This window comes from Pseudideonella sakaiensis (assembly GCF_048320135.1).
GTDB classification, from domain to species: domain Bacteria; phylum Pseudomonadota; class Gammaproteobacteria; order Burkholderiales; family Burkholderiaceae_C; genus Ideonella_A; species Ideonella_A sakaiensis_A.
In genome coordinates this window covers 2818869-2845319 of the sequence record NZ_CP182947.1, presented here as the reverse complement: position 1 = coordinate 2845319, position 26451 = coordinate 2818869, and the positions used below count along the sequence as shown (strand labels likewise).

The 26451-nt window shown below is 68.0% G+C and carries 19 protein-coding genes; 9 read left to right on the top strand and 10 right to left on the bottom strand.

All coding sequences use genetic code 11. The annotated features are described in order from the left end of the window. Positions 1 to 57 precede the first annotated feature (57 nt). Positions 58 to 2721 (top strand): GNAT family N-acetyltransferase, encoded by a 2664-nt coding sequence (locus ACNH6H_RS12860; protein ID WP_418318184.1) that lies wholly within the window; start codon positions 58 to 60, stop codon positions 2719 to 2721. Positions 2722 to 2728: 7 nt separating this feature from the next. Here ACNH6H_RS12860 and ACNH6H_RS12855 read toward each other — a convergent pair whose 3' ends face one another. Then, positions 2729 to 3769, bottom strand: coding sequence for a metal-dependent hydrolase (locus tag ACNH6H_RS12855; protein WP_418318183.1), 1041 nt, complete (start codon positions 3767 to 3769; stop codon positions 2729 to 2731). 91 nt (positions 3770 to 3860) lie between these two features. Between ACNH6H_RS12855 and ACNH6H_RS12850 the strand changes: the two genes are divergently transcribed. The 3 genes from ACNH6H_RS12850 to ACNH6H_RS12840 all read left to right on the top strand — a co-directional run bounded on the left by ACNH6H_RS12850 (position 3861) and on the right by ACNH6H_RS12840 (position 6329). Further along, positions 3861 to 4709 carry a DUF3014 domain-containing protein gene (locus tag ACNH6H_RS12850; RefSeq protein ID WP_418318181.1) on the top strand — a complete coding sequence of 283 codons (849 nt, stop codon included), beginning with the start codon at positions 3861 to 3863 and terminating at the stop codon, positions 4707 to 4709. 117 nt (positions 4710 to 4826) lie between these two features. Beyond that, entirely contained in the window at positions 4827 to 5963 is a 1137-nt protein-coding gene (locus ACNH6H_RS12845; RefSeq protein WP_418318179.1) for a patatin-like phospholipase family protein, read from the top strand. A gap of 75 nt (positions 5964 to 6038) precedes the next feature. Then, the gene (locus ACNH6H_RS12840) at positions 6039 to 6329 is read left to right on the top strand and encodes a hypothetical protein (RefSeq protein ID WP_418318178.1); all 291 of its coding nucleotides are present in this window, start codon (positions 6039 to 6041) and stop codon (positions 6327 to 6329) included. Positions 6330 to 6335: 6 nt separating this feature from the next. Here the strand turns inward: ACNH6H_RS12840 and ACNH6H_RS12835 are convergent, their stop codons facing one another. From ACNH6H_RS12835 to ACNH6H_RS12795, 9 genes are all read right to left on the bottom strand, one after another. Beyond that, positions 6336 to 7262 carry an alpha/beta fold hydrolase gene (locus ACNH6H_RS12835; protein ID WP_418318176.1) on the bottom strand — a complete coding sequence of 309 codons (927 nt, stop codon included), beginning with the start codon at positions 7260 to 7262 and terminating at the stop codon, positions 6336 to 6338. Between the two features lie 85 nt (positions 7263 to 7347). After that, positions 7348 to 9408 (bottom strand): exodeoxyribonuclease V subunit alpha, encoded by a 2061-nt coding sequence (gene recD / locus ACNH6H_RS12830; RefSeq protein ID WP_418318175.1) that lies wholly within the window; start codon positions 9406 to 9408, stop codon positions 7348 to 7350. Next, entirely contained in the window at positions 9405 to 13241 is a 3837-nt protein-coding gene (gene recB / locus ACNH6H_RS12825) for an exodeoxyribonuclease V subunit beta (RefSeq protein ID WP_418318174.1), read from the bottom strand. Before recB ends, recD begins: the two co-directional genes overlap by 4 nt. Further along, complete coding sequence (recC, locus tag ACNH6H_RS12820; protein ID WP_418318173.1) at positions 13238 to 16786, bottom strand: exodeoxyribonuclease V subunit gamma; 3549 nt, start codon at positions 16784 to 16786, stop codon at positions 13238 to 13240. Before recC ends, recB begins: the two co-directional genes overlap by 4 nt. A gap of 103 nt (positions 16787 to 16889) precedes the next feature. After that, positions 16890 to 17525, bottom strand: coding sequence for a 7-carboxy-7-deazaguanine synthase (gene queE, locus ACNH6H_RS12815; protein WP_418318172.1), 636 nt, complete (start codon positions 17523 to 17525; stop codon positions 16890 to 16892). Beyond that, the gene (locus ACNH6H_RS12810) at positions 17522 to 18616 is read right to left on the bottom strand and encodes a 6-carboxytetrahydropterin synthase (RefSeq protein ID WP_418318170.1); all 1095 of its coding nucleotides are present in this window, start codon (positions 18614 to 18616) and stop codon (positions 17522 to 17524) included. The genes queE and ACNH6H_RS12810 overlap by 4 nt, the downstream gene beginning before the upstream one ends. Positions 18617 to 18618: 2 nt before the next feature. Next, positions 18619 to 19335: a 7-cyano-7-deazaguanine synthase QueC gene (queC, locus tag ACNH6H_RS12805; protein WP_418318169.1), complete on the bottom strand. Its 717-nt coding sequence runs from the start codon at positions 19333 to 19335 to the stop codon at positions 18619 to 18621. A gap of 254 nt (positions 19336 to 19589) precedes the next feature. Continuing rightward, a complete protein-coding gene (locus tag ACNH6H_RS12800; RefSeq protein ID WP_418318167.1) occupies positions 19590 to 20159 on the bottom strand; it encodes a DUF3253 domain-containing protein in 570 nt (189 codons plus the stop codon). A 38-nt stretch (positions 20160 to 20197) separates the two neighbouring features. Continuing rightward, positions 20198 to 20566, bottom strand: a complete 369-nt coding sequence (locus ACNH6H_RS12795) for a DUF4148 domain-containing protein (RefSeq protein WP_418318165.1) — start codon at positions 20564 to 20566, stop codon at positions 20198 to 20200. A gap of 232 nt (positions 20567 to 20798) precedes the next feature. On the opposite strand from ACNH6H_RS12795, the gene ACNH6H_RS12790 reads away from it, so the two are divergent. The 5 genes from ACNH6H_RS12790 to ACNH6H_RS12770 all read left to right on the top strand — a co-directional run bounded on the left by ACNH6H_RS12790 (position 20799) and on the right by ACNH6H_RS12770 (position 26442). Continuing rightward, positions 20799 to 21935: a toll/interleukin-1 receptor domain-containing protein gene (locus tag ACNH6H_RS12790; protein WP_418318164.1), complete on the top strand. Its 1137-nt coding sequence runs from the start codon at positions 20799 to 20801 to the stop codon at positions 21933 to 21935. Positions 21936 to 21943: 8 nt separating this feature from the next. After that, on the top strand, positions 21944 to 22717 hold the full coding sequence (locus ACNH6H_RS12785) for an N-acetylmuramoyl-L-alanine amidase (RefSeq protein WP_418318163.1): 774 nt from the start codon (positions 21944 to 21946) through the stop codon (positions 22715 to 22717). 184 nt (positions 22718 to 22901) lie between these two features. Then, positions 22902 to 23618 carry a hypothetical protein gene (locus ACNH6H_RS12780; protein WP_418318162.1) on the top strand — a complete coding sequence of 239 codons (717 nt, stop codon included), beginning with the start codon at positions 22902 to 22904 and terminating at the stop codon, positions 23616 to 23618. Further along, the gene (locus tag ACNH6H_RS12775) at positions 23615 to 24286 is read left to right on the top strand and encodes a hypothetical protein (RefSeq protein WP_418318161.1); all 672 of its coding nucleotides are present in this window, start codon (positions 23615 to 23617) and stop codon (positions 24284 to 24286) included. The genes ACNH6H_RS12780 and ACNH6H_RS12775 overlap by 4 nt, the downstream gene beginning before the upstream one ends. Continuing rightward, entirely contained in the window at positions 24286 to 26442 is a 2157-nt protein-coding gene (locus ACNH6H_RS12770; RefSeq protein ID WP_418318159.1) for a CHASE2 domain-containing protein, read from the top strand. The genes ACNH6H_RS12775 and ACNH6H_RS12770 overlap by 1 nt, the downstream gene beginning before the upstream one ends. Positions 26443 to 26451 lie beyond the last annotated feature (9 nt).

The window sequence follows — 26451 nt, the reverse complement described above, 5'->3', positions numbered from 1 at the left end:
GCGCTGCAGAGCAATTGCTCGATCTGGCGCGCGAGCGCAAGCGAATGAGAACGAACGATGAGCATCCGCCACCTCGAATATCTGCTCAATCCGAAATCGGTTGCGGTGATCGGCGCGTCGAAGCGCGCCGGCAGCGTCGGTGCGACGGTCTGGCGCAACCTGCGCGCCGGCAGCTTTGGCGGTGCGGTTTTTGCCGTCAATCCGAAATACCGCAAGCTCGATGGCGAGACGGTTTTTGCGCGGCCGAAGGATCTGCCCGACGCGCCTGATCTGGCGGTGATCTGCAGCCCCGCCGGAACTGTCATCGAGCTGATCGACGAACTCGCGGGCTGCGGCTGCCGCGCCGCCATCGTGATGACGGCCGGACTGACCAAGGACCAGAAGCAGGCGATGCTCGATGCGGCGCGGCCCGGCCTGCTGCGCGTGCTCGGGCCGAACTGCCTCGGCCTGCTGAGCCCGCACATCGGACTGAACGCGAGCTTTTCGCATGCGCAGGCGCTGGCCGGGCAGGTGGCATTCGTCTCGCAGTCCGGCGCGCTGGTCACCGCGGTGCTCGACTGGGCCGGCTCGCGCAACATCGGCTTCTCGCACATGGTGTCGCTCGGCGAACACGCCGACGTCGATTTCGGCGACCTGCTCGATCACCTCGCCAGCGACATCCGCACCCGCTCGATCCTGCTCTACATCGAATCGATCGAATCGCCTGCCAAATTCATGTCGGCAGCGCGGGCGGCGGCACGCAACAAGCCGGTCATCGTCGTGAAGGCCGGCCGCGCCGGCAAGGGCATGGCGGCAGCGGCATCGCATACCGGTGCGCTGGCCGGTGCCGACATCGTCTTCGATGCCGCATTCCGCCGCGCCGGCATGTTGCGCGTCGATACGCTGCAGGATTTGTTCATGGCCGCCGAGACGCTGGCCCGCTTCGCATCGAACCGCGACCAGACGATGACGCTGATGACCAACGGCGGCGGTGCCGGCGTGATGGCCGCCGACGCCGCGGCGCTCAGCGGCGTCGGCTTGTCCGAGATGAGCGAGAAGCTGCGCAATCAACTCGACGAGGTACTGCCGCCGACCTGGTCGCGCAGCAACCCGATCGACATCATCGGCGACGCGCCGGTCGAACGCTATTGCGACACCTTGCAGGCGGTGCTTGCCGACCGCACGGCCGGTGCGGTGCTGTTCATGCATGCGCCGACCGCGATCGTGCGCAGCGACGAGATCGCCCGCGCCTGTGCGCCGATGGTCCGCCAGGCGACCGATCGCGTGTTGGCCTGCTGGCTCGGCGACGAATCGGTGGCCGCCGCGCGCCGCATCTTCGAGGATGCCGGCGCGGCGAACTACGACACGCCGGAGGAAGCGGTGCGCGCATTTGCGTTGCTGTCGACCTACCGGCGCAACCAGACGCTGATGCTCGAGGCGCCAACCGCCGATGAAAACGGCGCGCCGGACATCGCCACCGCGCGGCGTGTCATCGATGCCGCACTCGGCGACGGCCGCGAGATGCTCGACGAGATCGAAGCGAAGAAGCTGCTGCACGCCTACGGCATTCCGGTTGTCAGATCGGTCGAATGCGGCGCGACTGCCGCCGCGGTCGTCGCCTGTGCCGGCGAGATCGGTTATCCGGTCGTGCTGAAGATCCTGTCGCACGACATCAGCCACAAGTCCGATGTCGGCGGCGTCGCGTTGAACCTGCAGGACGAAGGCAGCTTGTGCGCTGCGGCCGAGCAGATGCTGCAGCGGGTCAAGGCGGCAAAACCGGACGCGCGGATCAACGGTTTTTCGGTGCAGACAATGGCCAGCATGCCGTATGTGCAGGAGCTGATTGCCGGCGCCAGCGTCGATCCGGTATTCGGCCCGGTGATCCTGTTCGGCCAGGGCGGCACCGCGGTCGAGGTGATTGCCGACCGGGCGGTTGCATTGCCGCCGCTGAACCGCGTGCTCGGCCGCGAGCTGATCTCGCGCACCCGAGTCGCCCGGCTGCTGGCCGGCTACCGCGATCATCCGCCGGCGCGCCAGGATGCGATTGCCGATGTGCTGATCGGGTTGTCGCAAATGCTCGCCGATCTGCCCGAACTGGCCGAACTCGACATCAACCCGCTGTGGGCGAACCACGAAGGGGTGCTGGCGCTCGATGCGCGGATCAGGCTCGATGCTGCCAAGCCGGCCGGCGCAGCGCGTTTTTCGATCATGCCCTACCCGGCCGATCTGGTCGAATCGGTGCCATGGCAGGGCGAAACCATCGTGTTGCGGCCGATCCGGCCGGAGGACGGCCCGCGACACCGCGCCTTTGCCGGGCGGCTCGGCGCCGAAGACCTGCGGCTGCGCTTTTTCAGCGTGCGCCGCGAATTGCCGCAAAGCGAACTGGCCCGGCTGACGCAGATCGACTATTCACGCGAAATGGCCTTCATCGCGGTAAAGCCCGGCGCCGACGGCGACGAGACGCTCGGCGTCGTCCGTGCGGTCTGCGACCCGGACAATGTCGAAGCGGAATTTGCGGTGATCGTCCGCTCTGACCTGAAAGGCAAGGGACTGGGCGGCATGTTGATGGACAAGCTGCTGCGTTATCTGAAGGCGCGCGGCACCCGCCGCGTGATCGGCCACGTGCTGCACGACAACAAGTCGATGCAGGGGCTGGCAGCGCATCTCGGCTTCAAGATGCGCAAACACGAGATCGACGACGACGCCACCGTCTGGGAGCTGTCGCTGCAGACAGAGGCGTGACGCAGCGTCAGCCGGGATCGAGGCCGGACGCCCCATGCCGCGGCGGCGCGATGCGCTCGCCTGCGGCACGGCGCCAGATCCAGCGCAGCCCGGCCGCGACGTCCGGCCGTGAGCCGGCCATCCGCGGCACGTCGAGCGGGTTCAGCCTGTCGGCCAGCCGTCGCGCGACGACGAAGGTGAAGATATAACTCGGCTCCTGGCCCATCCGCAGGTCGCTGATCAGCACCTGCTCGTCGCGCTGCGACAAACCAAAAAAGCCGTGGCTGAAACGGGCGACGCGGTCGACCGCAGGCGACGCGCCGTCGAGCCGCTGGTACAACTCGGTTCCGGCATCGAAGCGATCGAAGGCGACCTGCCGGTCGCTGTCGAGCAGCGAATGGAACCCTTCGTGGTAGCCGCCCGGTGTCATCACCAGCACCCGCCACAACACCGTATTGAATGCGGTCGGCGTGACCAGCACGCGTTGCGCATCGATGCCTTGCGCGGCAATCGATTCGCCGGCGATCCGCGACACATGTTGCTGGGCGGCAAAACTCCAGCCGAGGTAGGCGGTGCTGAGCAGCAGACCGGCGGCATTCCAGCGCCAGCCGCGTTGCGCGCCGCTGCGCAGCGCGATCGCCAGCCCGACCACCAGCGGCAGCGTGTACAGCGGGTCGATGATGAAGATGCTGCCGACGGCGAACGGAAAATCGGTGAACGGCCGGCCGAGCTGCGTGCCGTAGACCGTCATCAGGTCGAGCAGCGGATGGGTCACCAGCGCCAGCCAGACCATCAGCCACCAGCGACGGTAGCCGCGGCCGGCGTCGTGCAGCCGGGCCGGCAGCCAGGCCAGCGCAGGCGCGACCAGCGTCAGCCAGAACAGCGCATGGCTGTCGCCGCGGTGCAGCGTCATGTTGCTGACCGGGTCGCCATGGTCGATGAAGGAATCGAGGTCGGGCAGCGTGCCGCAGATGCCGCCCCACAACGCGGCTTTCCAGACCGCCGTGCGCCGGCCCATCACCGCAACACCGACCGCCGCACCAAGTGCAAACTGAGACAGGGAATCCATTGCGGCGATTGTCCCGCTTCTGGCCGCAGCGCCGACCAGACGTTATATTCGTTGCAATGGATCTACGAATCGCGGAACGGCGGAAACAACGGTGAACAAGACAGGCTTCTGGGTGATTCTTGCCTTGATGCTGCTGGCACTGGCGGCGATGCTGGCCTGGTTCTGGCAGCAAAGCGGCGGCGGCCGGCTGGTCACGCCGCCCCCGCCATTGCCGCCGACCTCGAATGCGCCGTATGACGCGATCCAGCCACCGCCCGGCGCGGCCTCGCAGCCGGCAGTGCTGTTTCCGGTCGAGCCGGCGGCGTCGGATCCGCAGCAGATCACGTCGGCCGATTTCGAACCCGGGCAGGCGCTGGCCGCGCTGCTCGGCAGCGAGCCGGTGCTCGAGTTCCTGCAGACCGGCGATTTTCCGCGCCGCTTTGCCGCCACCGTCGACAACCTCGGCCGCAGCCATGCGCCGCCATCGGTCTGGCCGCTGAACCCGACGCCGGACCGCTTCCTGACCGAGCAGCGCAACGGCAAGACCTACATCAGCGAGGCCAATGCCGAGCGTTACCGCCCGCTGGTCAAGTTGCTGACGTCGATCGACATCGCTGCGGCGACCAGCCTGTACGTGCAGATTTATCCGCTGCTGCAGAAGGCCTACGAAAACCTCGGATTTCCGAACCGGCATTTCAACGACCGCTTCGTCGCGGTGATCGACCAGTTGCTGGCGACACCGGAACCGGGCGGCCCGCTGCAGGTGCAGCTGACCGAGGTGAAGGGACCGATGGCGTCGACCCGGCCGTGGGTTCGGTATGAATATGCCGACCCGGGCTACGAACAGCTGTCGGCCGGCCAGAAGATCCTGCTGCGTGTCGGCGCCGAAAACCGCCGCAAGCTGAAGGCACAGCTGATCGAGCTGCGACGCTCGCTGACCAGCCTGGTCCGCCAGCGCTAGCGAATGCGGGACGAGGCATCGTCCGACACGCGTGTTGGGCCAGGACCGGCGCGCTCTAGGTAAAAACCCTATAGGATCGGCCGTGGTGCATGTTGCACCGCAGCATAGGAGCTTGCCTTGAACGCCAGCACGAACCTGCGTGGCGCGCAGACGTCCACGCCCCTGACAAAAACCGGTCGGCCGAGCACGGCCGCCGACCGCCGCGGCGACGCCGACGGCCTCGCCGCGCGCCTGCGCCGCCGGCTGTCGACCCGACCGGCGCTGAACCTCGCACTGCAGGGCGGTGGCGCCCATGGCGCCTTCACCTGGGGCGTGCTCGACGCCTTGCTCGAGGATCCGCGAACCCGCTTCGAGGGTCTGAGCGGCAGCAGCGCCGGCGCAATGAATGCGGTGGCACTGGCCAGTGGCTGGGCGGCTGGCGGGCGCGATGGCGCACGCCAGGCGCTCGCCGATTTCTGGTCCGCGATCGGCGAGCAGATGCCGTTCGGCCTGTGGGTGGACGGCGAAGGCGAGGACATCGGACCCTCGCTGCCAGGCAAGCTGATCGCCAGCTGGGCTGCCCAGTTCACGCCGGAACAGCTCAACCCGCTCGACCTGAACCCGATGCGCCGGCTGCTCGAGCAGCAGATCGATTTCGAGCGCTTGCGCCGCGCCAGCCCGTTCAAGCTGTTCGTCGGCACGACCCATGTCGGCAGCGGCAAGCTGCGCGTCTTTCGCGAGCAGCAACTGCATGTCGACGTGCTGCTGGCGTCGGCCTGCCTGCCGAAGATGCACCATGCGGTCGAGATCGACGGCGAGACCTACTGGGATGGCGGCTATTCGGCCAACCCGGCGGTGTTTCCGCTGTTCTACGAGTGTGTGTCGAACGACATCCTGCTGGTGCTGCTGAACCCGCTGGCCCGCGACGAAACCCCGCGCAGCATCGACTCGATCAACTCGCGGATCGCCGAGCTCGCGTTCAGCTCGCATTTCACGCGCGAGATGCGCACCTTTGCGCAGGCGGTCGAGTTCGCGGCCAGTGGCGGCCTGCGCATCGGCCGGCTCGAGCGGCGGCTGCAGAAGACCCGTTTCCACATGATCGATTCGAGCGGCGTGCGGCCGCTGCAACGCAGCGATACGCGGCTGCTCGCCTATGGCCCCTTCCTCGAGATGCTGCGCGACCAGGGCCGCGAGCGCGGAAAGGCCTGGCTCGGCAGCGCCTTCGGTGATGTCGGCAAGCGGTCGACGATCGATGTCCGCGCGCTGTTCGGCTGACCGGGGCTGTTGCGTTTTGGGAACGCCGATGTCCGACCGCCGCGCTGGCCGGGCGAAAAATGGCAAGATGGCTTCATGAGCATGGGCTACGGCATCGAATCGCAACACAAGCCTGCCGGCGCACCGCACCGCAAGCCGGCGCGGTATCTGGTCGTGATCGACAACGCCGGCGCAATGGTCGCGCGGCTGTTCACCGAAACGCGAGAGGAAGTCGGTGAATTTGACGCCGGCTCCGAGGAGGTGGCGCTGATGACCCGCGGACTGAAGCCGCGCCAGGATGCCAACGGTTCCGAATGGGACCAGGCGCTTGAAGCCCACAACGCCGCCGAACGGGCCGGCGCCGACGTCTACACACTCGACGTCTGACCCGGCTCAGCCGGCGCGTTCGGCCGCGGAGCGGATATCGGCGGCAAAACGCGGCCACAGTTCGCTCGGCAGATCGTGTCCCATGCCATCGATCACGTCGAGCTCTGCGCCATTGATCCGCGCCGCCAGATCGCGGCCGCAGGCCGCCGGCAGCAACGGGTCGGCTGCACCGTGGATGATCTGGGTCGGCGCGGCAATCGCCGGCAACATCGCCGAGCGGTCACCATCGGCGAGGATCGCGACCATCTGCCGCAGCACACCATCGGGCCGTTGGCTGCGGCGCAGCGCCGCGGTGACGCGCTGCTCGAGTCCGGCTGGCGGCGCCGGATAACCGGGGCTGCCGATCAGGCGGAACAACTGCACCAGATGACGGACCTGCGCCGGTTCGCCGGCATGGACGGGCGGCCGTTTCAGCATCGCATGGCGGACTTTCCAGCTCGGGCCGGGCAGGCCACGGGCGCCGCTGGTCGTCATCATCAGCGTCAGGCTGCGCACCCGTTCGGGATGGCGTGCCGCCAGATGCTGCGCGACCATGCCGCCCATCGACGCGGCGCAGATATCGGCCGAATCCAGCCCGAGCGCGCCGAGCAGCGCCGCGCTGTCGTCGGCCATGTCGCTCAGCGCATACGGTGAACGCACACTCAGGCCGACGCCGTGGCGCACCCACTCGAGCATCAGGTTCGGCGTGCCATGGGTCTTGAACGACTGGCTGAGCCCGATGTCGCGGCTGTCGAAGCGGATCACACGAAAGCCGCTGCGCACCAGCAGGTCGACCAGCCCCTGCGGCCAGGCCAGCAACTGCATGCCGAGGCCCATGATCATCAGCAGCGGCCGGCCGGAAGCCGGGCCCTGGATGTCGACTTCGAGCGCAACGCCGTTTGCAGTGATCTGCATCAGCAGCGCCGCGCCGTCGCGGGCGGATCCTTGGGGCAATGGAGGCAAGTCAACATCGGGTGCGGGTGATGGTCACGACGCATCGATGATGACAGCTTGCCGCGGCCGCAGCGGATCGGCGCCATCAAACGCCGTCGCCGTCGCTCAGCAAGCCGCTGCTGCGCACCGTCCGCGCCGCGACCGCCTCGGCCAGTGCCTGGCGCCGGCCGGTCACCAGCGTGAACTGGCGACGCGCCCGCGTGATGCCGGTATAAACCAGCTCGCGCGCCAGCACCCGGCTCGGCAGCTGCGGCAATACCAGCACGCAGTGCTCGAACTCCGAACCCTGGGCCTTGTGCACCGTCATTGCGAATGCGGTGTCGACCGCTGCCAGCCGGCTGACCGCAACGCTGCGCAACCCGCTGTCACCATCGGCAAACCAGGCGCGCAACGGCGCGTTTGCGCTCGCCCCACGGCCACTGCCGGCATCGGCGAACGGGCGCAGCGTGATGCCGATATCGCCGTTGAAGACGCCGAGCGCCGCATCGTTGCGGGTCACCAGCACCGGCCGACCTTCGTACCAGCCGCCGCCAGCACGCCTGCCGGCAATGCCGGAGGCGGCGTCGGCAAACAGCGTTTCCTCGATTGCGCGGTTCAGACCGACCGCACCCCACTCGCCTTCGCGCACTGCACACAACACGCGAAACCGCTCGAAAGCCTTCAGCACCGAGGCGACCCAGTTGTCGAACGCATCCTGGCCGGCAGCGGCAGGCGGCCGCTGCTTCAGTGTCACCAGATAGCTGCGGTAACCGCCGCCGGCAGCGGCCTTGCCTGCGCCGGATGCGAGGCGCAGCAGCGGCGTCGTTGATGTGCCATCGAGCCAGCGCAGCGAGGAATCCGGTGGTGATTGCAGCAGCGCTTCGGCAGCCGACACATCGCCACGGTTGACGGCCAGCGCGAGCTGGCCGATTGGCCCGCCAAACCGCCGGCTGCTGCGCAGCATCACGGTGTGCTGCGCAAGTGCAGGCCCGGTCGCATCGACAAAACAATCGGGCAGGTCGGCGCCGGTCAGTTCGCTCAGCAGCGCCGCGGTGTCCGGCCGGTAGCGGCCCGTCTCCGCATCGCGGCACAAATCGCCGAGCACCGCGCCGGCCTCGACCGACGCAAGCTGGTCCTTGTCGCCGAGCAGGATCACGCGGGCGCCGGCCGGCAGCGCATCGAACAGCGCGGCCATCATCTCGAGGTGGATCATCGATGCCTCGTCGACGATCAATACGTCGACCTCGAGCGGATGGGCTGCATCGTGGCCGAAGCGCCGCGTATCGGGCCGCGCGCCGAGCAGCGAATGCAGCGTGCGCGCCGGGCCGATCCGCTCGGCCAGCGCGGCGATGTCGAGCTCGGCGCCGACCGCCTGCTGCAGCGACAGCAGCGCATCGGCGATCGCCTGGCGCAGACGTGCTGCGGCCTTGCCGGTCGGCGCGGCGAGTGCGATGCGCAGCTGCTGCGGTGCCGGGTCGACGGCAAACAGCAATGCGAGCAGACGCGCCGCGGTATAGGTCTTGCCGGTGCCGGGCCCGCCGGTGATCACCGACAAGCTGCCGGTCAATGCGAGCCCGCAGGCCGCTTTCTGCCAGTCGAAATCCTTGGCAGCGCCGCCCGGCTCGGCCGACCGGAACAAGCGGTCCAGCCAGGCCCGCACCGCGCCGCGGTCGACCGGCAGAAAATGCCCCGCACGCAACGCGACCTGCGCGGCGACACCTTGTTCGTAGTGCCAGTAACGGCGCAGGTAAAGCCTGCTGCCTGCGAGCACCAGCGGCCGCGCCTGCGCGGCGGCGTCGACGGGATGGCCGTCGTCGACCCTGACCAGCGGGCTCGCACGCAGCGCTTCCAGCCACCCGGCCGGCGCCTGCGGCAAGCCGCGCAGCTGCTGCCGCAGCGCCGCGGCGGCCGGCGGCGCAAGGCCGAGCAGACCGGCCGCCTCATCGTTTTCGAACAAGGCGTCGATCGGCAAACAGCTGTGGCCGCGGCCTTCGACAAAAGCAAGCAGCGCGGCCGCCAGCACCACCGGCGGTGGCGACGCCGGACACAGTTCGACGACAAAACGCGCAAAGGCGGTATCGAGCCGGCGCAACCAACCCTGCTCGCTCCAGCGCGCCAGTTCGCCGAGCAGCAATCGGGCCTGGGGATCAACGGGCACCGCACTCATTCGCGATCCTCCGGCCGCGCGCTCAGCAAGGCATCGAGCCGGTCCAGCCATTCGATTGCCGGTTCGACGACGTGGCAGCCGCGGGTCGGCCCGTTGATGCCGCGCAGAAAGAGATACACCGCTCCGCCCAGTTGGCGTGCCGGCTCATAGCCGCTGCCGAGTCGCCGGCGCAGCAGGCGGTGCAGGGCCAGCAGATAAATCGCCGCCTGCACGTCGTAGCGGTGGCTGGCCATCGCCGCTTCGAGTGCGTCGGGCGAATAGGCGGCGTCGCCATCGCCGAGCCGGTTCGACTTGTAGTCGAGCACCCAATAGCGGCCGTCGTGTTCGAACACCAGGTCGGCAAATCCCATCAGCATGCCGAGCAGCTCGCGGCGCGGCAGCGGCGGCCGCGCGCGGCCCTGCAGCAGATGGGTCTGGCACAAGGCGTCGATCCGCTCGACCGCGACGCCGTCGCTGCCGAACCAGAATTCCATCTCGGGCAACAGCGTCGTGATCGCATCGAGCGAGCTGCCGAGCACCGGCAGCGGTGTCTGCACGACGACGCCGAGCCAGTCGAGCACCGCCTGGCCGCGCTGGCCCCAGCCCTGGCGTTCGCAGCGGCGCAACAGCTGCTGCCGTGGTTCGTTGGACGACAGGTCGAAACCTTCGCCGGCCAGCCATTCGAGCTGGGCGTGCAGAAAATTGCCGGGCACCGCGCCGCGCGGAAACTGGTGCCACGGCTCGTCGGCAAACAGGTCGGCAGTGGCCGGCAGCACGGCGCCATCGCGCCCGGTCTGTTGCGCATCGGCGGCTTCGGCAACCGCCGTTTCATCGTCGTGCAACTGCGCGTCGGCGGCCAGCTTCGTGACGGCCGGCGGCAGATCGCGCACCATCGCCGAAAAGCTCGCGATGTGCCAGCCGCGCTCGAATTGCGCCGCATAGTCGGGCAGCTCGCGCAGCGGCGGTTGCGTGTCGCGGCGCACCAGCAGGCTGCAGCCGACAGGCTCGTCGCTGGCAACGATCTGCAGTTCGATCTCGCTGCGCCCGGCAAGCAGCGCGGCGAGTTGCCCGGGCAACACGTCGGCATCGACCGGCTGGCCATCGCCGAGCAGGCGGCCGGCCGCGCTGCGGTGCCAGCTGTTGGCGCCGGCCTTGCCGCTGGCCTGCGCGGCGAGGCCGACCCACAACGCATGGCGGGCGCGCGTCAGCGCGACATACAGCAGCCGCATGTCCTCGCGCTGGCGGTCGAGGTCGGCGGCTTCGACCTGCTCGGCCGTCGGGTCGAGGTGGATGCGCCGCTCGCCGCTGGCCTCGTCGACGAGGTCGACGAACAACAGACCACGGCCTTTTTCGACCGGCCGAAAACCGCTCGCAAACGGCAGGAAGACGAGCGGGTATTCGAGGCCCTTCGATTTGTGCACGGTGATCACCTGCACCAGATCGGCATCGCTTTCGAGCCTGACGATCTGCTCCTCGTCGCGCGCTGCTGCGGCATCGTCGATCTGCGCAGCCAGCCAGCGGATCAGCGCCTGCTCGCCATCGAGGTTGGCGCTCGCGGCTTGCAGCAATTCGGCCAGGTGCAGGTAGTTGGTCAGGCGGCGCTCGCCGTCGTCCGCTGAATCGTCGTCGCCAGCGGCCGGCTCGGCGAGCCAGCGCGACGGCAGCTCGAACAGGTGCAGGCTGCGGCGCAACATCGTCAACACACCCTGCGCCTGCCAGACCTGGTGCAGGCCGGCGATCTGCTCGCTGCGTTCGTCGAAGGCCTCGTCGTCGATTGCCAGCCGCCGCAACTCGGCGACCGGCAGCCCGATCGTGCGGGTTGCCAGCGCAGCGCGCACCAGCCGGGTATCGAGTGGCTGCGCGACCGCACGCAGCCAGCGCAGCAGATCGGCGGCCTCGGCGCTGGCAAAAACCGAATCCTGGTCGGACAGATAAACCGAGGCAACGCGGCGGCGCTGCAGTTCGCGGCGCACCGCCTGCGCCTCGCGGCCGGTGCGCACCAGCACCGCGATATCGGCCGGGCGCAGACGTACAAAACCTTTTTCGGGGTCGTCGAAGCCGGCTCGTTGATCGTTCAACAGCGTCGCGATCCGCTCGGCACAGCGTTGCGCAAAACGGCGCCGGATGCCGGCGGCATCGCCGGCGCCGGATTCGAGCACCAGTTGCATCGCGGCCACGCTGCCGGTGGAGTCCAGCAGCTGTTCGCTGCGGCCGCGGGCGTCGACCGCGACGAATGGCACCGGGTTCGAAATCGGGGCTGAAGCCCCTCCCACAGGCATTTCGGCGGATAGCGTTCGAGTTGTAGGAGGGGCTTCAGCCCCGATTCGCGATGGTTCGGCTGTCGCCCCATAGATGAAGGCGCCCTGCATCGCCTCCTGACGCGGCGCCGGAAAAATACGCGCCTCGGCCTGGCTGAACAGATGGTTCACCGCGGCAACCAGCGGCGCGCTCGAGCGGTGGTTGGTCGTCAGCAGGTGATGGCGGCCTTCGGTCTTGCGACGGGCATCGAGGTAGCTGTGGATATCGGCGCCGCGGAAGCGGTAGATCGATTGTTTCGGATCGCCGATCAGCAGCAGCGCGGTCGAGCGATCGTTGTCGGCGATGCGATAAAGCCGGTCGAAGATGCGCAGCTGCACCGGCGAGGTGTCCTGGAATTCATCGATCATCGCGACCGGATAACGCTCGACGATGTGGTCGCGCAGCCGATGCGCGCTGTCGCCGTTACTCGCCGGATCGAGCGCACGGTCGAGGCGGTTCAGCATGTCGGCAAAACCGAAGCGGCCGGCTTGCTGCTTCAGCTCGGCGATGCGCGCGGCGATGCTCGCCGCGGCATGCGGGCGCAGGCTGGCCGCGAGCGGCGCCCGTGCGGCGAGCGCCGTCATCAATTCGTCGAATGCGTCGAACTCCGGTGGCAGATCGATGGCCTCGCCGGGTTTCAGCGCTTCGTCGATGCCGGCCGGCGTCAGGCGCTTCCTCGCGGTATCGGTCAACGCCGGATCCTCGAGCATCGGGTCCGCCGCCCAGTCGGCGAGGGCATCGAGCCAGCGCTGGCAGTTCCTGGCGCCAAGCATCCGCTTGTTGAACGGGCAAGCCGCGCTGCCAAGCTGGCGCTCGAGCCAATTGGCCATCTGCTGCGCGCGCTCGGCCCAACCCTGCTTCAGCTCCGCCAGCTCGGCATTGCGCTGCCGCAGCAGCCGCTCGACCCGTTCGCCGAGGCTGCTTTCACCGGCATCGGCCGGCCAGTCCTGTTCGACCAGCTGCCTGGCTTCGTCGGCCAGCCGCGACGCATCGGGCCAGACCTCGAGCACCGCATCGAGCGCGGCGCCCTGCAGCGGATACACCTGCAGCCGCCAATAGTCGTGTGCGGCCTCGCGGCGGATCACCGATTCGTCCGGGCTCAGCTCCTCGTCGAACAGCGAGCCGCTGTCGAAGGCATGTTCACGCAACAGCCGCTGGCACCAGGCGTCGATCGTGTGCACCGCGGCATCGTCCATCGCCTGCGCGGCCATTTCGAGGCGCCAGGCGGCGTGGCGGCGTTCGGCGCCGGGTTGATGGGCAGCGATCAGCTCGTTCAACAGCGCATCGTCGCCGGCTGCCTCGGCGCGAAAGGCCCGCGCGGCTTCGACGAGGCGGCGGCGGATGCGATCCGACAGTTCACGTGTCGCGGCGACCGTGAAGGTCATCACGAGGATCTCCGCCGGCTGCAGCGGCCGCGCAAATGCCGCGTCGCCGCCATGGCCGAGCACCAGCCGCAGGTACAACGCGGCAATCGTCCAGGTCTTGCCGGTTCCGGCGCTGGCCTCGATCAGGCGGCTGCCGTGCAATGGCAGCCGCTCCGGCTGCAACGGCGTCATTCAGCCACCTCGTCGGCGCCGACGGCCGCATGGACTTCGACTCGCACGGAATTCCCGGCCCAGTCGAGCAGCGGCCGGAATACCCGCTCGGCCAGTTCGGCAAAACGCCCATCGGCGCTCAGCGTCTCGAAGTCGCCGAACATCCTGGCCAGACACGGGTCGTCGTGCACCTCGCCCTGCCGCTGGTAGCTGCCGTCGTAGACATCGGCCGGCCGGCCCTTCTCGGCCAATGTCGCCAGCGCGGTCTTGATCGGCAACGGCAGCGGCTCGGCCATGCCGTCGCGCCAGACCTGCAACAGGGTCGTCAGCGTCTGCGCAGCAGCATCGCCGTCGATCGCGTTGATCGTCAGCGTCGCATCGCGGCCGACGACGATGCCGCCGACCGGCGATCCGGCGGCGCTCGCCAACAGACTGGTGACCCAGGCGCGCAGCAGCTTGTCGCTGCGCAGCTGCCCGGCGCCGCTGCCCTTGTTTGCCTTCTCGAGCAGGCGGGTCGGCGTCAGCTCGATCCAGCAGCCCTGCTCGAACACATCGCCCGCCGCAGCGACCCGCACGCCGGTCAGCCAGTCGGCGATGACGATGCCGTCGGTCTCGAACTGCAGCAGCTGTTTCGGCAGTTCATGCGGCAGGCGCGCGCGTTGCCCAACCCAGCTGCTGAGCATCGGCAACAGCGTCTCGCGCATCGTCTGCGCCTCGCGGCGGCCGAGCTCGGCCATCGGCAGGTCGCCGGACAGGCGCAGCTGCTCGATCGGTGCCTCGAGCCATTGCGCCAGTTCGGCTTCGCCGGGCGGCGCCGCCGACACCTCGGCTCCAGCCGCGCTGAGGCGGTCGAGCACCTGCTTCAGCGTCGCATCGAGCAGCTGGTGATGTTGCAGGCCGGCAAGCCGAAACGACTCGTCATCGGGCGCCAGCTCGTCCGCCTCGGCAAAAACGACTGCCAGCCGGTTGCGAAAAAAATCCCGCACCGGGTTGCGCAGAAAACGGGCGAGCCTGGCGATCGTCAATGCGGTCTCGGCATCGGGACCAGCGGCCGCTTGCGGCACCTGCTGCTCCGGCGCAGCGGCCGCAGCAAGGTGATCGCCGGCCAGGTGGGCGGCACGCCATTCCCGCGCAAAGGTGAACAGCGCCGGCTGGCCGCCGTCGGCTGGCGGCGCATCGACGAAATAGCGGCGGCTGAACGGCTGCAGCGGATGTTCGGTGCTCAGGCCAGCGGCAAGCCCTTCGTGCCAGCCGGCATCGAGGTAATCACGCAACTGCGAGACCAGCACCGACGGTGGCTGCTCGCTGTTGTCGCGCACGCTGCGGCCGGTCCAGCTGACATAGAGCACGCGGCGCGCCGACAGCACCGCCTCGAGCATCAGCTGGCGATCGTCTTCCCGGCGCGAGCGGTCGCCGGGCCGGCCCTGGCCCGGCAAGGCCATCAGGTCGAAATCGCTGCGGCTGCTGCTGCGCGGATAGTCGCCATCGTTCATGCCGAGCAGGCAGACCACGTCGAACGGGATCGAGCGCATCGGCAGCAGCGTGCAGAAGGTCACGCCGCCGGCCCTGAAACGGCGGCCGACGCCGGGTTCGTCGATCGCCGCCAGACAGGCTTCACGGGCGACTGCCAGCGGCACCGGCTCGGCAAACCCGGCCGCATCGCAGGCATCGAGCCAGCCGCGCAGCGCATCGTCGAATGCGGCGATCGACAACCGCTCGCGGTCATCACTCGGTTCGAACATCTCGCCGACCAGACGGCGCAGCTGAACCGCCCAGTCGGCCGGCGTCGCATCACCGGCAGATGAATCGGCCCAGCCGAGCAGCGCGGTCACCAGATCCGCAACCGAACCGGCAACCGCCGCTTCGAGCCCGCCGACTTCCGGATACGGCGCGATGCCGTCGAACGCCGCCGCTTCCCCGCTGGCATATCCGAGCAGCATGCGGCGCAGTCCGAACAGCAGGCTGTTCTGTTCGCCACAGGCGCCGAGCCCCAGCGCCTCGCGCTGCTGGCGATCGAGCCCCCAGCGGAAACCCGAGCCCTGCATCCAGGCCGCCAGCGTCGGCACATCGTCGTCGCCGACGCCGAAGCGGCGCCGCACCGCCGGCACATCGAGCAGATCGCGCAGCTCGCTCTGGCGACAGCGTTGCTGCGGCAATTGCAGCAGCCATTCGAGTGCCAGCAGCAGCGGGTTGTTGCCACGCTGCTGCAGATCGGCGATGTCGAACGGGATGAAGCGGGCATCGCCGCGCGGATACTGGCCGAATACCGAACGGATCGCCGGCGCGAAGGTCTCGATGTCGGGCACCATCACGACGATATCGCGCGGATTCAGCGCCGGCTTGTCGTCATCGCGCGCCGCCAGCAGTTGGAGCAGTTGGTCGTGCAGGATCTCGACCTCGCGCTGCGCGCTGTGGGCGATGTGGAAGACGATCGAGCGGTCGCCGCTGTCGACCGGCGGCCGTCGGTGTTCGGCAAGCGGCAGCAGATCCCGGATATTGGCCTGCACCTGTTCGAGCAGCGTATCGCCCGGGCCTTCGCTGAACAGGTCGATGCGGTTCAATGCAAACCGCTCACGCGTGGCCAGCGCATCGTCGAAGACATCAAGCTGGCGGATGAAGTCGCGGCCTTGCCGTCCCCACGCCGCAAGCAGCGGATGCGAATGGGCAAACATCTCGTCGAGTCCCAGTTCGGCGAGATCTCGGCCGCCGCGCAGCGGATGGCGGCGCCGGTCGAAACGCAGCAGCTCGCGGCCCTGGATGATGTCGGCCCAGTGAAAGCGGCAGGGATTCGGTATCGCGAGGATCACCTGGCTGTGGTCGGCCAGCGCGTCCAGTGCCTGCAGCGTCTGCATCGGTACATGGGTCATGCCGAACAACACGACACGGCGCGGCAATGGCGACGCCGGCGCGGCGCCCGACTCGAGCGCCTGCAGAAAACGCTGCTGCAGCTGCGGACGCACCGCCGTGCGTTCGGCATCGGTCAGCGGCGCCAGCAGTTCGCGCCACAAGCCGGCCTGCCAGCGCTGGCCGGCCGGCAGCGCCTGCGCGGCCGTGCCGGGCCCCGCCGCCGGCAGCACATCGTCACCGGCAGCCCAGGCGCCGAGCCAGTCGCTGCGATAAACCTGGTACTGGTCGTACAGGTCGGCCAGACGTTGCGCGAGCTGCAGCCGCCGGTCGATGCCGCCGCGCTGCAGAAAGCCTGCCAACGGTTCGTAGCCCGGCTCGCCGACGAGTTGCGGCAGGCAGTGCATCAGCCGCCAGGTCAGCGGCAGTTTGTCGAGTGGCGACTGCGCCGGCACCGCATCGCGGCCGAGCACCTGGCGATAGGCCCGCCACAGGAACCGCGCCGGCAGCTCGACGCGGGTCGCGGCGCAGATGCCGGCCTGGCCGGCCAGGTTCATCTTCAGCCATTCGGCAACGCCATTGCTCTGCACCAGGAAGATCTCTTCTTCCAGCGGGCCGAGCGGATTGGCGCCTATCCATTCGAATACCGCGTCGCCGAGCAGTTCGGCGCGGTTGCCGTGCAGCACCAGCAGGCCGGGGCGGATGTTGGTGGTTGAATTCATGGCCGATGATGAACGATCACAGGCTCAGCGGATGAGCCTGTGATCGAGCTTCGCCATCAGCCCGATCGGGGCTGAAGCCCCTCCTACACAAGATCTCGACGGCTCAGGCAATGCCGATGACCTTGTGGGTCTGGATGCTCAAACGCCATTGCGGATGCTCGAGGCAATAGTCGACCGCGAGGCGGGTATTGCGTTTGCCTTCGAGGCCGTCCATCGGCTGCAGGAAGAAGTGCTCGAAATCGAGGTCGGCAAACCGCTCCGGCAGCGCGGCTTTCTGCGGATAGACGAGTTTGAGTTCGCTGCCGCTTGTCAGCACCAGTTCGGCATCGGCTTTCGGGCTGACGCAGATCCAGTCGAGGCCGCGTGGCGCCGGCTGGGTGCCATTGGTCTCGACGGCGATCTCGAAACCGGCCGCATGCAGCGCGTCGACCGCCGGCTCGTCGAGTTGCAGCAAGGGCTCGCCGCCGGTGAAGACGACCAGCGGCTTGCCTGGCCGCCCGTCCGGCCAATGCCGGGCCACCGCCTCGGCCAGCGCCTGCGGCGTCTTGAACTTGCCGCCGCCAGGTCCGTCGGTGCCGATGAAGTCGGTATCGCAGAAAGTGCAGACCGCGCTCGCGCGGTCCTGCTCGCGGCCGGTCCACAGGTTGCAGCCGGCAAAGCGGCAGAACACCGCAGCGCGCCCGGCCTGGCCACCCTCGCCCTGCAGCGTGTAATAGATTTCCTTGACGGTATAGGTCATATCGGGAGGGCCGGGCCTTCTTCACCGACTGAGACGATCGCGCCGCAACCCCGCGTCTCGTACAGGTCGACGCGGTCGAGCTGCGGCAGCCGCTGGCGCGCCTTGTCGAGTATCCAGCGGGCGATGCTGGCGGTATCGCAATCGTCGAGGTCGGCGATCTCGTGCAGCGGCTGGTGGTCGAGCGACTTGAAGATCGGCGTGAAGATCTCCTTCACATCGCCGAAATCGACGGTCCAGCCCATCACCTGGTCGAGCGGCGCCGACAGGTGCAGCCGCAATGTGTAGGTGTGGCCGTGGATGCGGCGCAGCGGGCTGCCGTCGGGCGCATGTTTCAGCTGCATCGCGCTGTCGAGCGTCAGCTCCTTCCAGATGCGGTAGCGGCGGCCGTCGAAATTGGCGCCGCACGATCCGGTCTCGAAGACGGTGATCCACGACAGGTCGGGCAGTTGCGGCTGCAGCCGCTGCCACAACCAGCTCGACAACATCTCGCTGGTCGGGTTGGCCAGCCCGGGCAGGTCGTTCAGGCAGGTCTGGTGCAGTTCGGCATGCAGCGGCGCCCAGATCGCATCGAGGTGGTCGTAGTCGATGCTCAGATCGCGCCGGCCGACATCCTGGTTCGCATGGACGATGACCTCGAAGCCATGGCCGTGCATGCGCCCGCACTGGTGGCCTGCCGGCACATTCGGCAGCCGGTGTGCCGACTGGAAGAGGTAGCGGCGCCAGACATGGGCATGGCCTGCGGTATCGAGGTCGACCCCCTGGTGCGCGGTGCTCTGGATGCCGATCTGCTCGATGCCGGGCACATCGATGTGCGCGGCAACCCAGCGCGCCAGGTTTTCGTCGGTCGGTTGCTCGATCTGCTCGTTCAGCAGCTGGTAGTCGAGGCGCGCGATGCGTGACTGCAGTTCGTCACGCAACCGCTCGACCTCGCCACCCGGAAAAGCCGCCCAGCCGGCCGGCAGCGCGCAGCGCAGCTTGGCCAGGAAGCTGTGGCCATGCAGGCGCCGGGCGCGATGGCCTTCGGGCAGGATCTCGACGCGGCGGGCGGCTTCGAAGGCGGCCGATGCGGCAAAAAGGGTTCGCAGCGCCATCGTCAGGCGATTCCGAAACGGACGTAGAGCGGATCGGCCATACCGGCTTCGGCAAATCCCTTGGCGCGCAGCAGACACGAATCGCAACCGCCGCACGGCCGGCCATCGTCACCGGGGTCGTAGCAGCTGCTGGTGATCGAATAGTCGACTCCCAGGCGCAGGCCCTCGGCAACGATCTGCGCCTTTGTCATCTGCATCAACGGCGCATGGATCTTCAGCTTCTGGCTGCCTTCGACACCGGCCTTGGTCGCCAGGTTGGCCATCGCCTCGTAGGCGGCGATGTATTCGGGCCGGCAGTCCGGATAACCGGAATAGTCGAGCGCATTGACGCCGATGAAGATGTCCGACGCACCGAGTGTCTCGGCCCAGGCCAGCGCAAAGCTGAGAAAAACCGTGTTGCGCGCCGGCACATAGGTGATCGGCACGCCGTGCGACATGTCGTCGGCCGAACGGCCTTTCGGCACGTCGATGTCGGCCGTCAATGCGGAACCGCCGAATTCACGCAGGTCGATCTTCGCGACGACGTGTCTGGCCGCGCCTTGTGCGCGCGCAACCCCTTCGGCCGCCGCCAGTTCGTGCAGATGGCGCTGACCATAGGAAAAACTCAAGGCATAAGGCTCGAAACCCTGCTCGCGTGCAATCGCCAGCACCGTGGTCGAGTCGAGCCCGCCACTGAGCAGCACGACCGCGGGCCGCCGAGTGGATACCGCATCAGACATGAAGAAGACTCCTGCGCCAGCGCCGGGGCTGGGAATGGCGGTTTTTCTTGCCGCCGCTGCGGCATGTGATCCGCAGCTTTATCGGGTGGGCCGACAGTTTAGCGGCTGGTGCAGGGCCTGGCTTGGCTAAGGAATTGGCGGTCTGGCGGAGCGCGGCGAGACCGACCGCCAGGCCAGATCCGGGCCGCTGAACTGGCTGCGGCCGTTGCATTCGACAACGACGCCGCCGAACCGCGTCTGCGCATTGCGGGATTTCAGTCCTGCAAGGCCTCGAACCATTCCCGGTACGGCGTGTTCTTCGCGAGCTTGCGGTTGAAGTCCGGAGCACCGTCGGTCCACCAGACCGGCCCGCGCTCGCCCAGCGCGCGCTTCACGCGATCGACCTCCTCGCGTGCGGCTTGACGCTGTGCCTCAGGGCCCTTGCCGCGCAAAGCACGGCGGGCGGCCATCAGCTGCCTGACGAGTGCCTCGCGTTCGTCCGCCGGCAGCGCCGGATTGACCGTGCGCCACAAACGCCCGCGGACGACGAAGTAGCGGCCGTCCGGCGTGGTCGGGTACCCGGCGATGTCCGCGCTTGCCCGGCCCAGCCGGATCGGTCCGCGCAGCGTCTCGTCGGGCGCCACGGCACGGCCGCCTTGCCGGATGCTCAGCAGCCCCTGCTCGGCCATCGCGACGGCGACCGCCCGCAACCGCGGCATCAGGGGCCGCCATGCGCCCGGCGCCAGCGCCCTGGCTGCTTCCGACGGGCAGATGGTGGCGGGCGGCTCCCGCCTGTCCAACAGGCCGAGAACGGCGTCGCGTATCTGGTCGTCGGTCGGGCTCATGCACCGGATGGTGGCATGTGGCGCCCCAGCCGGCGTCTTCAGGCGCCGTTGTACAGGTTGGCGCGGTGGGTCGCATCCGGCGTGCGGGCCATCACGTTGCTGCGCTTCTCGGTCGAGATCAGGTCGCGGTCGCGGAACAGGCCATGCGATTCGCTGCCGGCGACAATCAGACCATCGGCGCGGGCGGCATCGAGTTCGGCCAGCACCGAAGCGCGCGAGCGGGTCGAGACCGGCACCACGGTACCGTAGGCCTCGCCGCGCGACAGCCAGGCATCGCCAGCAGGCATCACGTCGGCTTGCACTTCGACGCGCGACATCTTGTGTCCACCGCCGGTCATGTCGCCGGCGAAGCCGGGTGCAGCAGCAAGGGTCAGCGAAATCGCGGCAATCAGGGTCTTGGCATTCATGATCATCTCCTCGATCTGGGGGGTTGGCTGGCGGCACGATCACCGCTCAGTTGTCCCTCTGTCGCTGCCGGCGGCGCAAGATGTCTCACATTCAGCTAAACATTTCGTGATCTTCGCAGCCCCCTAGTCTGTCGGACCGAAATGCTGTGCAGCGCCGCAATGGGCCGCTAAAGTGAAGCGGCACGTCGCACGCGTCGCCGGTCGGGCGGTGTTTTCGCAGGGAGGTGGGCCGATGCCGAATGCACCGAGCAGGATCTTTTTCAGCTATTCGCGCAGCGATTCGAATTTCGTGCTGAAGGTCGCGCGGGCGCTGCGCAGCGAAGGGCGCGATGTCTGGGTCGACCAGCTCGATATTCCGAAAGGTGCTCGCTGGGACGTCGAGGTCGAGAAGGCACTGAAGGCAAGCGGCTGCCTGCTCGTCGTGTTGTCGCCGGCGTCGACCAATTCGCAGAATGTGCTCGACGAGGTGTCGTATGCGCTCGAGGAAAGGCGCAAGGTGCTGCCGATCCTGCTGCAGCCGACCAATATTCCATTCCGCCTGAAGCGGCTGCAGTACATCGATTTCACCGGCGATTTCGACGCCGCCTACCGGCAGCTGGTGGCCGCACTCGACCATGTGCCGGTCAGCGGCAGCATGATCAAGCCGCTGCCGGCAGCACAGCCGGAAGCATCCGACCCCGCTGCAGCGCCGCCGGTGCAAGCCGGCCCGGCTGCGCCGCCTGTCGCGATGCCACTGCCGCCACCACCACCGGCGGCCGCCGATGCCGTCAACGCACGGCCGCGATCGCTGGCGGCGATCGTCGTGTTGTTGATGCTGCTGCTGTTGCTGCTGCTCGGCGGCGCCTGGTGGCTCTACATGAAAGCGGCGCCGACGACGCCGGTCAGACCGGCCGAGCGGCCGGATGTCGTCGGCGCTGCGCAGCCGACTCCGACCGCAGCGCCGGTACCTGCACCACAGCCGCCGACGATTGCCGACGCCCAGTTGACGGCCTTCGTCGACGCCTATATCCGCGCGCAGAACCAGGCGAGCGCCGCCGAACTGCTCGACTTCTATGGCGAGCGGATCGACTATTTCGACCATGCCGGGGTCGGCCGCGAATTCGTGCAGAAGGACAAGCAGTCGTTTTATTCGCGCTGGCCGCAGGTCGAATACCGGCGCAGCGGCGATCTGAACATCGACCGGCTGCCCGACGAGCCGGCGGCGCGTGTCTCCTACCTGGTCGATTACCGGGTGCACAGCCCGGCGCGTTCGCAATCGCGTTCCGGACGCGCACTCGACTACCTGATGCTGCGTTTCGACGACGGCCGCATCCGCATCGTTGCGCAACGCCAGGACATCGTGCAGTCCGGCGGCGGCACGAAGAACTGAGCCTGCTGATGAAGGCGCGCCTGCTCGAGCCGCTGCTGGTGCTGCTGCTGTCGATCGCCGCGGCGCCGGCGTTGGCCGCCTGCGACCGAAGCACATTGAAGATCGCGGTCGATGTCGGCCACACGCCGAAGCAGCCCGGCGCGATCAGTGCGCGCGGCAAGCCGGAATATCGCTTCAACCGCCAACTCGCGCGCCGCGTTGCCGAAGAATTGCGGCAAGCCGGCTTCGAGCAGCTGATCGATACCAATCCGGATCAAGCCGAGCTGGCCTTGCTCGAACGCAGCGAGCGGGCCAACCGAGCCGGCGCCAGCCTGTTCCTGTCGATCCACCACGACTCGGCACAGCCGCAGCTGCTGTCGGAGTGGACGGTCGACGGCCGGACCTGGCGGTATACCGACGACATCGCCGGCCATTCGCTGTTTGTCTCCGAGCGCAATGGCGACCCGGCCGGCAGCCTGCGGCTGGCCCGGCTGATCGGCAACAGGCTGCGTGCCCAATGCCTGACACCGAGCCTGCACCATGCGGCGCCGATTCCCGGCGAAGGGCGCACCTTGCTCGATCCGGCGCTCGGCATCTACCGCTTCGACGAGCTGGCGGTCTTGCGCTCGACCCAGATGGCCGCGGTGCTGATCGAGGCCGGCGTGATCGTCAACCGTGAAGAAGAACTGCTGCTGCGCAGCGCCGAACGGCAGACCGTGCTGGCGCAGGCGATTGCACAGGCCGTCGTAGACCATTGCGAAGCCGCCACGCCGGCGCTCGAGCCCGCAACGCACTGCCGCTGAGCGCGCTTGCTGCAGCCAGGCGGCGAAGCCTGCACGGTCGCGGCAGGCGATAGCGGCAAAAAGTCATGGCCATGCCATTCCGACCGATTCGCTTCGAACGCGACTTTGCGTTACAAGGAAGCAGGCGGCCGGCGCGCAAACGCCGTGCCGCCCATCAATCCGCAGCAAGCGGCAAGGTGGTCGAATGGATGTCGTGAACAGGACGTGGCTGGTCGTGGCGTGTGCACTGTCCGGCCTGCTGCTGTCGCCGGGCACGCCCGCGCAGGTGACATCGCAGCGACCGGTGGCGGTTGTCGAGGCGGTGCAGGGCAAGGTCGAAGGCGTCGGGCTGATGGACTATGTCGCCGCTGGCCAGGTGATCAAGCTCGGGGCGCAGGATTCGATCGTGCTCGGCTATCTGAAATCCTGCCTGCGCGAGACGATCAGCGGCGGCACCGTGATCGTGCTCGAAGACCAGAGCCTGGTGCAGCTCGGCAAGGTCGAGCGCAGCCAGGTCAAGTGCGATTCGAACCACCTGCAGCTCAATGGCCGCGATCCCCGGGACAGTGCCGGCAATGTCTTTCGCGGCAAGCCACGCGAGCAGGCCGATCCGGCAGCGTCGCTGCTGACCCTGTACGGGCGCTCGCCGATCGTCGAAGTCAATGCGCAGCGTGAGCCGCTGATCTTCGAGCGCACCGATGCCACGGCGCCGGCGATCGAAGTGCCGGTCAGCGATGTGGTGCTGGTGCGAGGCCGGTTTGTCGATCTCGCGCGCGGCGGCATCAGCCTGGCCGCCGGCGCCCGCTACCGCGCGCGCCAGGGAAAGTCGAGCAGGGAGTTCCTGGTCGACGCCGAGGCCGGAACCGGCGCGACACCGGTGATCGGCCGCCTGCTGCGATTCGATGAAGGAACCGGACGATGAACACTCGATGGAAATGGCTGATCGCCGCCGCGATGGTTTGGCCGGCAGGCGTTGCCGCCCAGACACCGGTGGCCGTGGTCGAACAGGCCGCCGGCAAGGTCGGTGTCGAATTCATGGACTATGTGACCGCCGGCCAGGTGATCGACCTCGGCCGCGACGGCTCGGTGGTGCTGAGCTACATGAAATCGTGTGTGCGTGAAACGATCACCGGCGGCACGGTGATTGCGCTCGAGGAGGAAAGCCTGGTGCAAGGTGGCAAGGTTGAGCGCAGCCGGCCGCGCTGCGATGCGAAGCGGCTGCAGCTCGATGCGCGCCGCGCGACGCAAAGTGCCGGTACCGTCTACCGCGGCGGGCCGACGCTGTCGGCGCAGGCCGACAGCGCACCGCTGGTGCTGTACGGCCGTTCGCCGATGGTGCAGATCGACGACATCCGCTCGCCGCTGCTGATCAGCCGGCTCGACCAGGCCGAGCCGGCGCAGCAGTTCGCGATCACCGACCGGTTGCTGGTCGCCGACAAGTTTGCCGATTTCGCGAAGGCCGGCATCGTGCTGGCGGCTGGCGGCCGCTACCGCGCCAGCCAGGGCAGCGCGGCAGTCGAATTTGTCATCGATGCCGATGCCGCGGCCGGACAGACGGCGGTGATCGGGCGGCTGCTGCGTTTGCGATAGTGGCGCGAATCCGCCGCCGCGATGCGCTGGCGATCGCGCTGATCGCGTTGCTGTCGGGGCTGCTGTTTGCTTCCCCGGCGGTCGACCCGCTGCGCGGACTGACGATCGATGCGCTGACCGCGCTGCGCTGGCATGTCTACGGGCCGCGCCTCGATCCGGCCGAGGCGCCGACCGTCGTTGTCGCGATCGACGAGGAAACCTACCAGGCGCCGCCATTCAAGGGATCGCCGACGATCACCTGGACCCGCGAGATCGGCCATGTGCTGAACGCGCTGGTCGACGCCGACGTTGCCGCAGTCGGCTTCGATGTCGTGTTTCCGACCTCGATCGAGCAGTCCGAGATGCCGTTCGGCGATGCCGTTGTCGGCGCCCGGATGCGCGGCTTCGACCGCGATTTTCTGCGCTCGCTGCACGCCGCTGCCAAGCTCGACAAGATCGTGCTCGGCGAGATGCAGCTGCGCGACCAGCCGATCCGCCCGTCGGCCGGGCAGCGTTTTGCGGTCGGCCAGCAACGCAATATCCGGGCGCTGAATGCCTATACCGACCCCGACGGTGTCGTCAGGCGGCTGCCAACCAGTTTTGCCACCGAGGGCCAGCCAGTGCCGTCGATGGCGGTCGAGCTGGCCGCACGTGCGCTCGGCAGCGAGCCGCAGTTTTTGCCCGACGGCAGCCTGTCGCTCGCCGGGCACCGTTTTCCGGCGGCGATTCCCGAGACGATCACGCTGAATTTCGATGGCGGCTCGCGCGACATCCTGACCTATTCGCTGGCCGATCTGCGCGCCTGTGCCGAAAAGGGCGACCAGGAATTTTTCCGCCGCCATTTCGAAGGCAAGGTGGTCGTGCTTGGCACGCTGCTCGACATCGAGGACCGCAAGGCAACCTCGAAACGCTTCACGACCGGCCTCGAGCGCGCGTGGGCGCCGCGCTGCGCATTGCCGATGCAGACCGCGACCGGCCAGATCCGGCGCGACACGATGTCCGGTGTCTACATCCACGCGACCGGCATCAACAACCTGATTCGCCAGGATGCGCTGCGCGAGCTGCCGCCAGCGCTGGTCGCGCTGATTGCGATCGCGATTGCCGCAGCGGCCGCGGTCGCCGCGCGGCTGCTCGCGCCGGCCGCCGCAGCGCTGGCGCTGCTGGTGCTGCTCGGCATCTATCTCGGCGGCGCGGTGGTTGTTTTCCAGCACACGCTGGTGCTGCCGCTGGTCGAGCCATTCCTCGCCGGCCTCGCGGCATTGGCGGCCACCGTCGGCTACCGCTTCGTCATCGCCGACAAGGAGGAGCGGCTGCTGCGCCGCAGCTTTGCGATGTACCTGGCGCCGCAGGTGATCGACAAGATGGTCGAATCCGACAGCCCGCCGACGCTCGGCGGCGAGATCCGCGACGTGACGGTGCTGTTCACCGACATCGCCGGCTTCTCGAGCATCGCCGAAAAGATCACGCCGCAGGCGCTGGTCGCGCTGATGAACGACTACCTGTCGGCGATGACCGACATCATCGAAGCCGCTGGCGGTTATGTCGACAAATATGTCGGCGACTCGATCGTTGCGGTCTTCGGCGCGCCGCTCGACGATGCCGACCATGCACGGCACGCGGTCGGCGCCGCACTGGCCTGCCGCGACCGCCTGCTCGAGATGAACAACAGCGACGAATTTTTCCAGGGCCACCGGCTCGGCCACCGCATCGGCATCAATTCGGGCGAGGCGCTGCTCGGCAACATCGGCTCGCGGCGCCGCTTCAACTACACGATGATGGGTGATGCGGTGAACCTGGCGTCGCGGCTGGAAGGGGCCAACCGCTATTTCGGCACGTCGATCCTGGTCTCCGAAGCGACGGTCACGCTGACCGGCGACCACTTTGCCTGGCGCGAGATCGATGCGATCCGCGTCAAGGGCATCGTGCACCCGGTGCGCGTCTACCACCCGCTGGCCGAAACAGGCCAGGAGTCGGCGGCGCAGCGCGCCGACAGCGCGGTTTACGCGCAAGGCCTGGCGGCCTGGCGCGCGGCCGACTTTGCCGCCGCGGCAGCCTGTTTCGAACGGATTGCCGACCATGACGAAGCCGCCGCGCTGTTTGCGCAACGCGCTCGCGAGATGGCCGCGCAGCCACCACCTGCCGACTGGGAACCGGTTTACACGCTGGAAGGCAAATAGCGGCAGCGC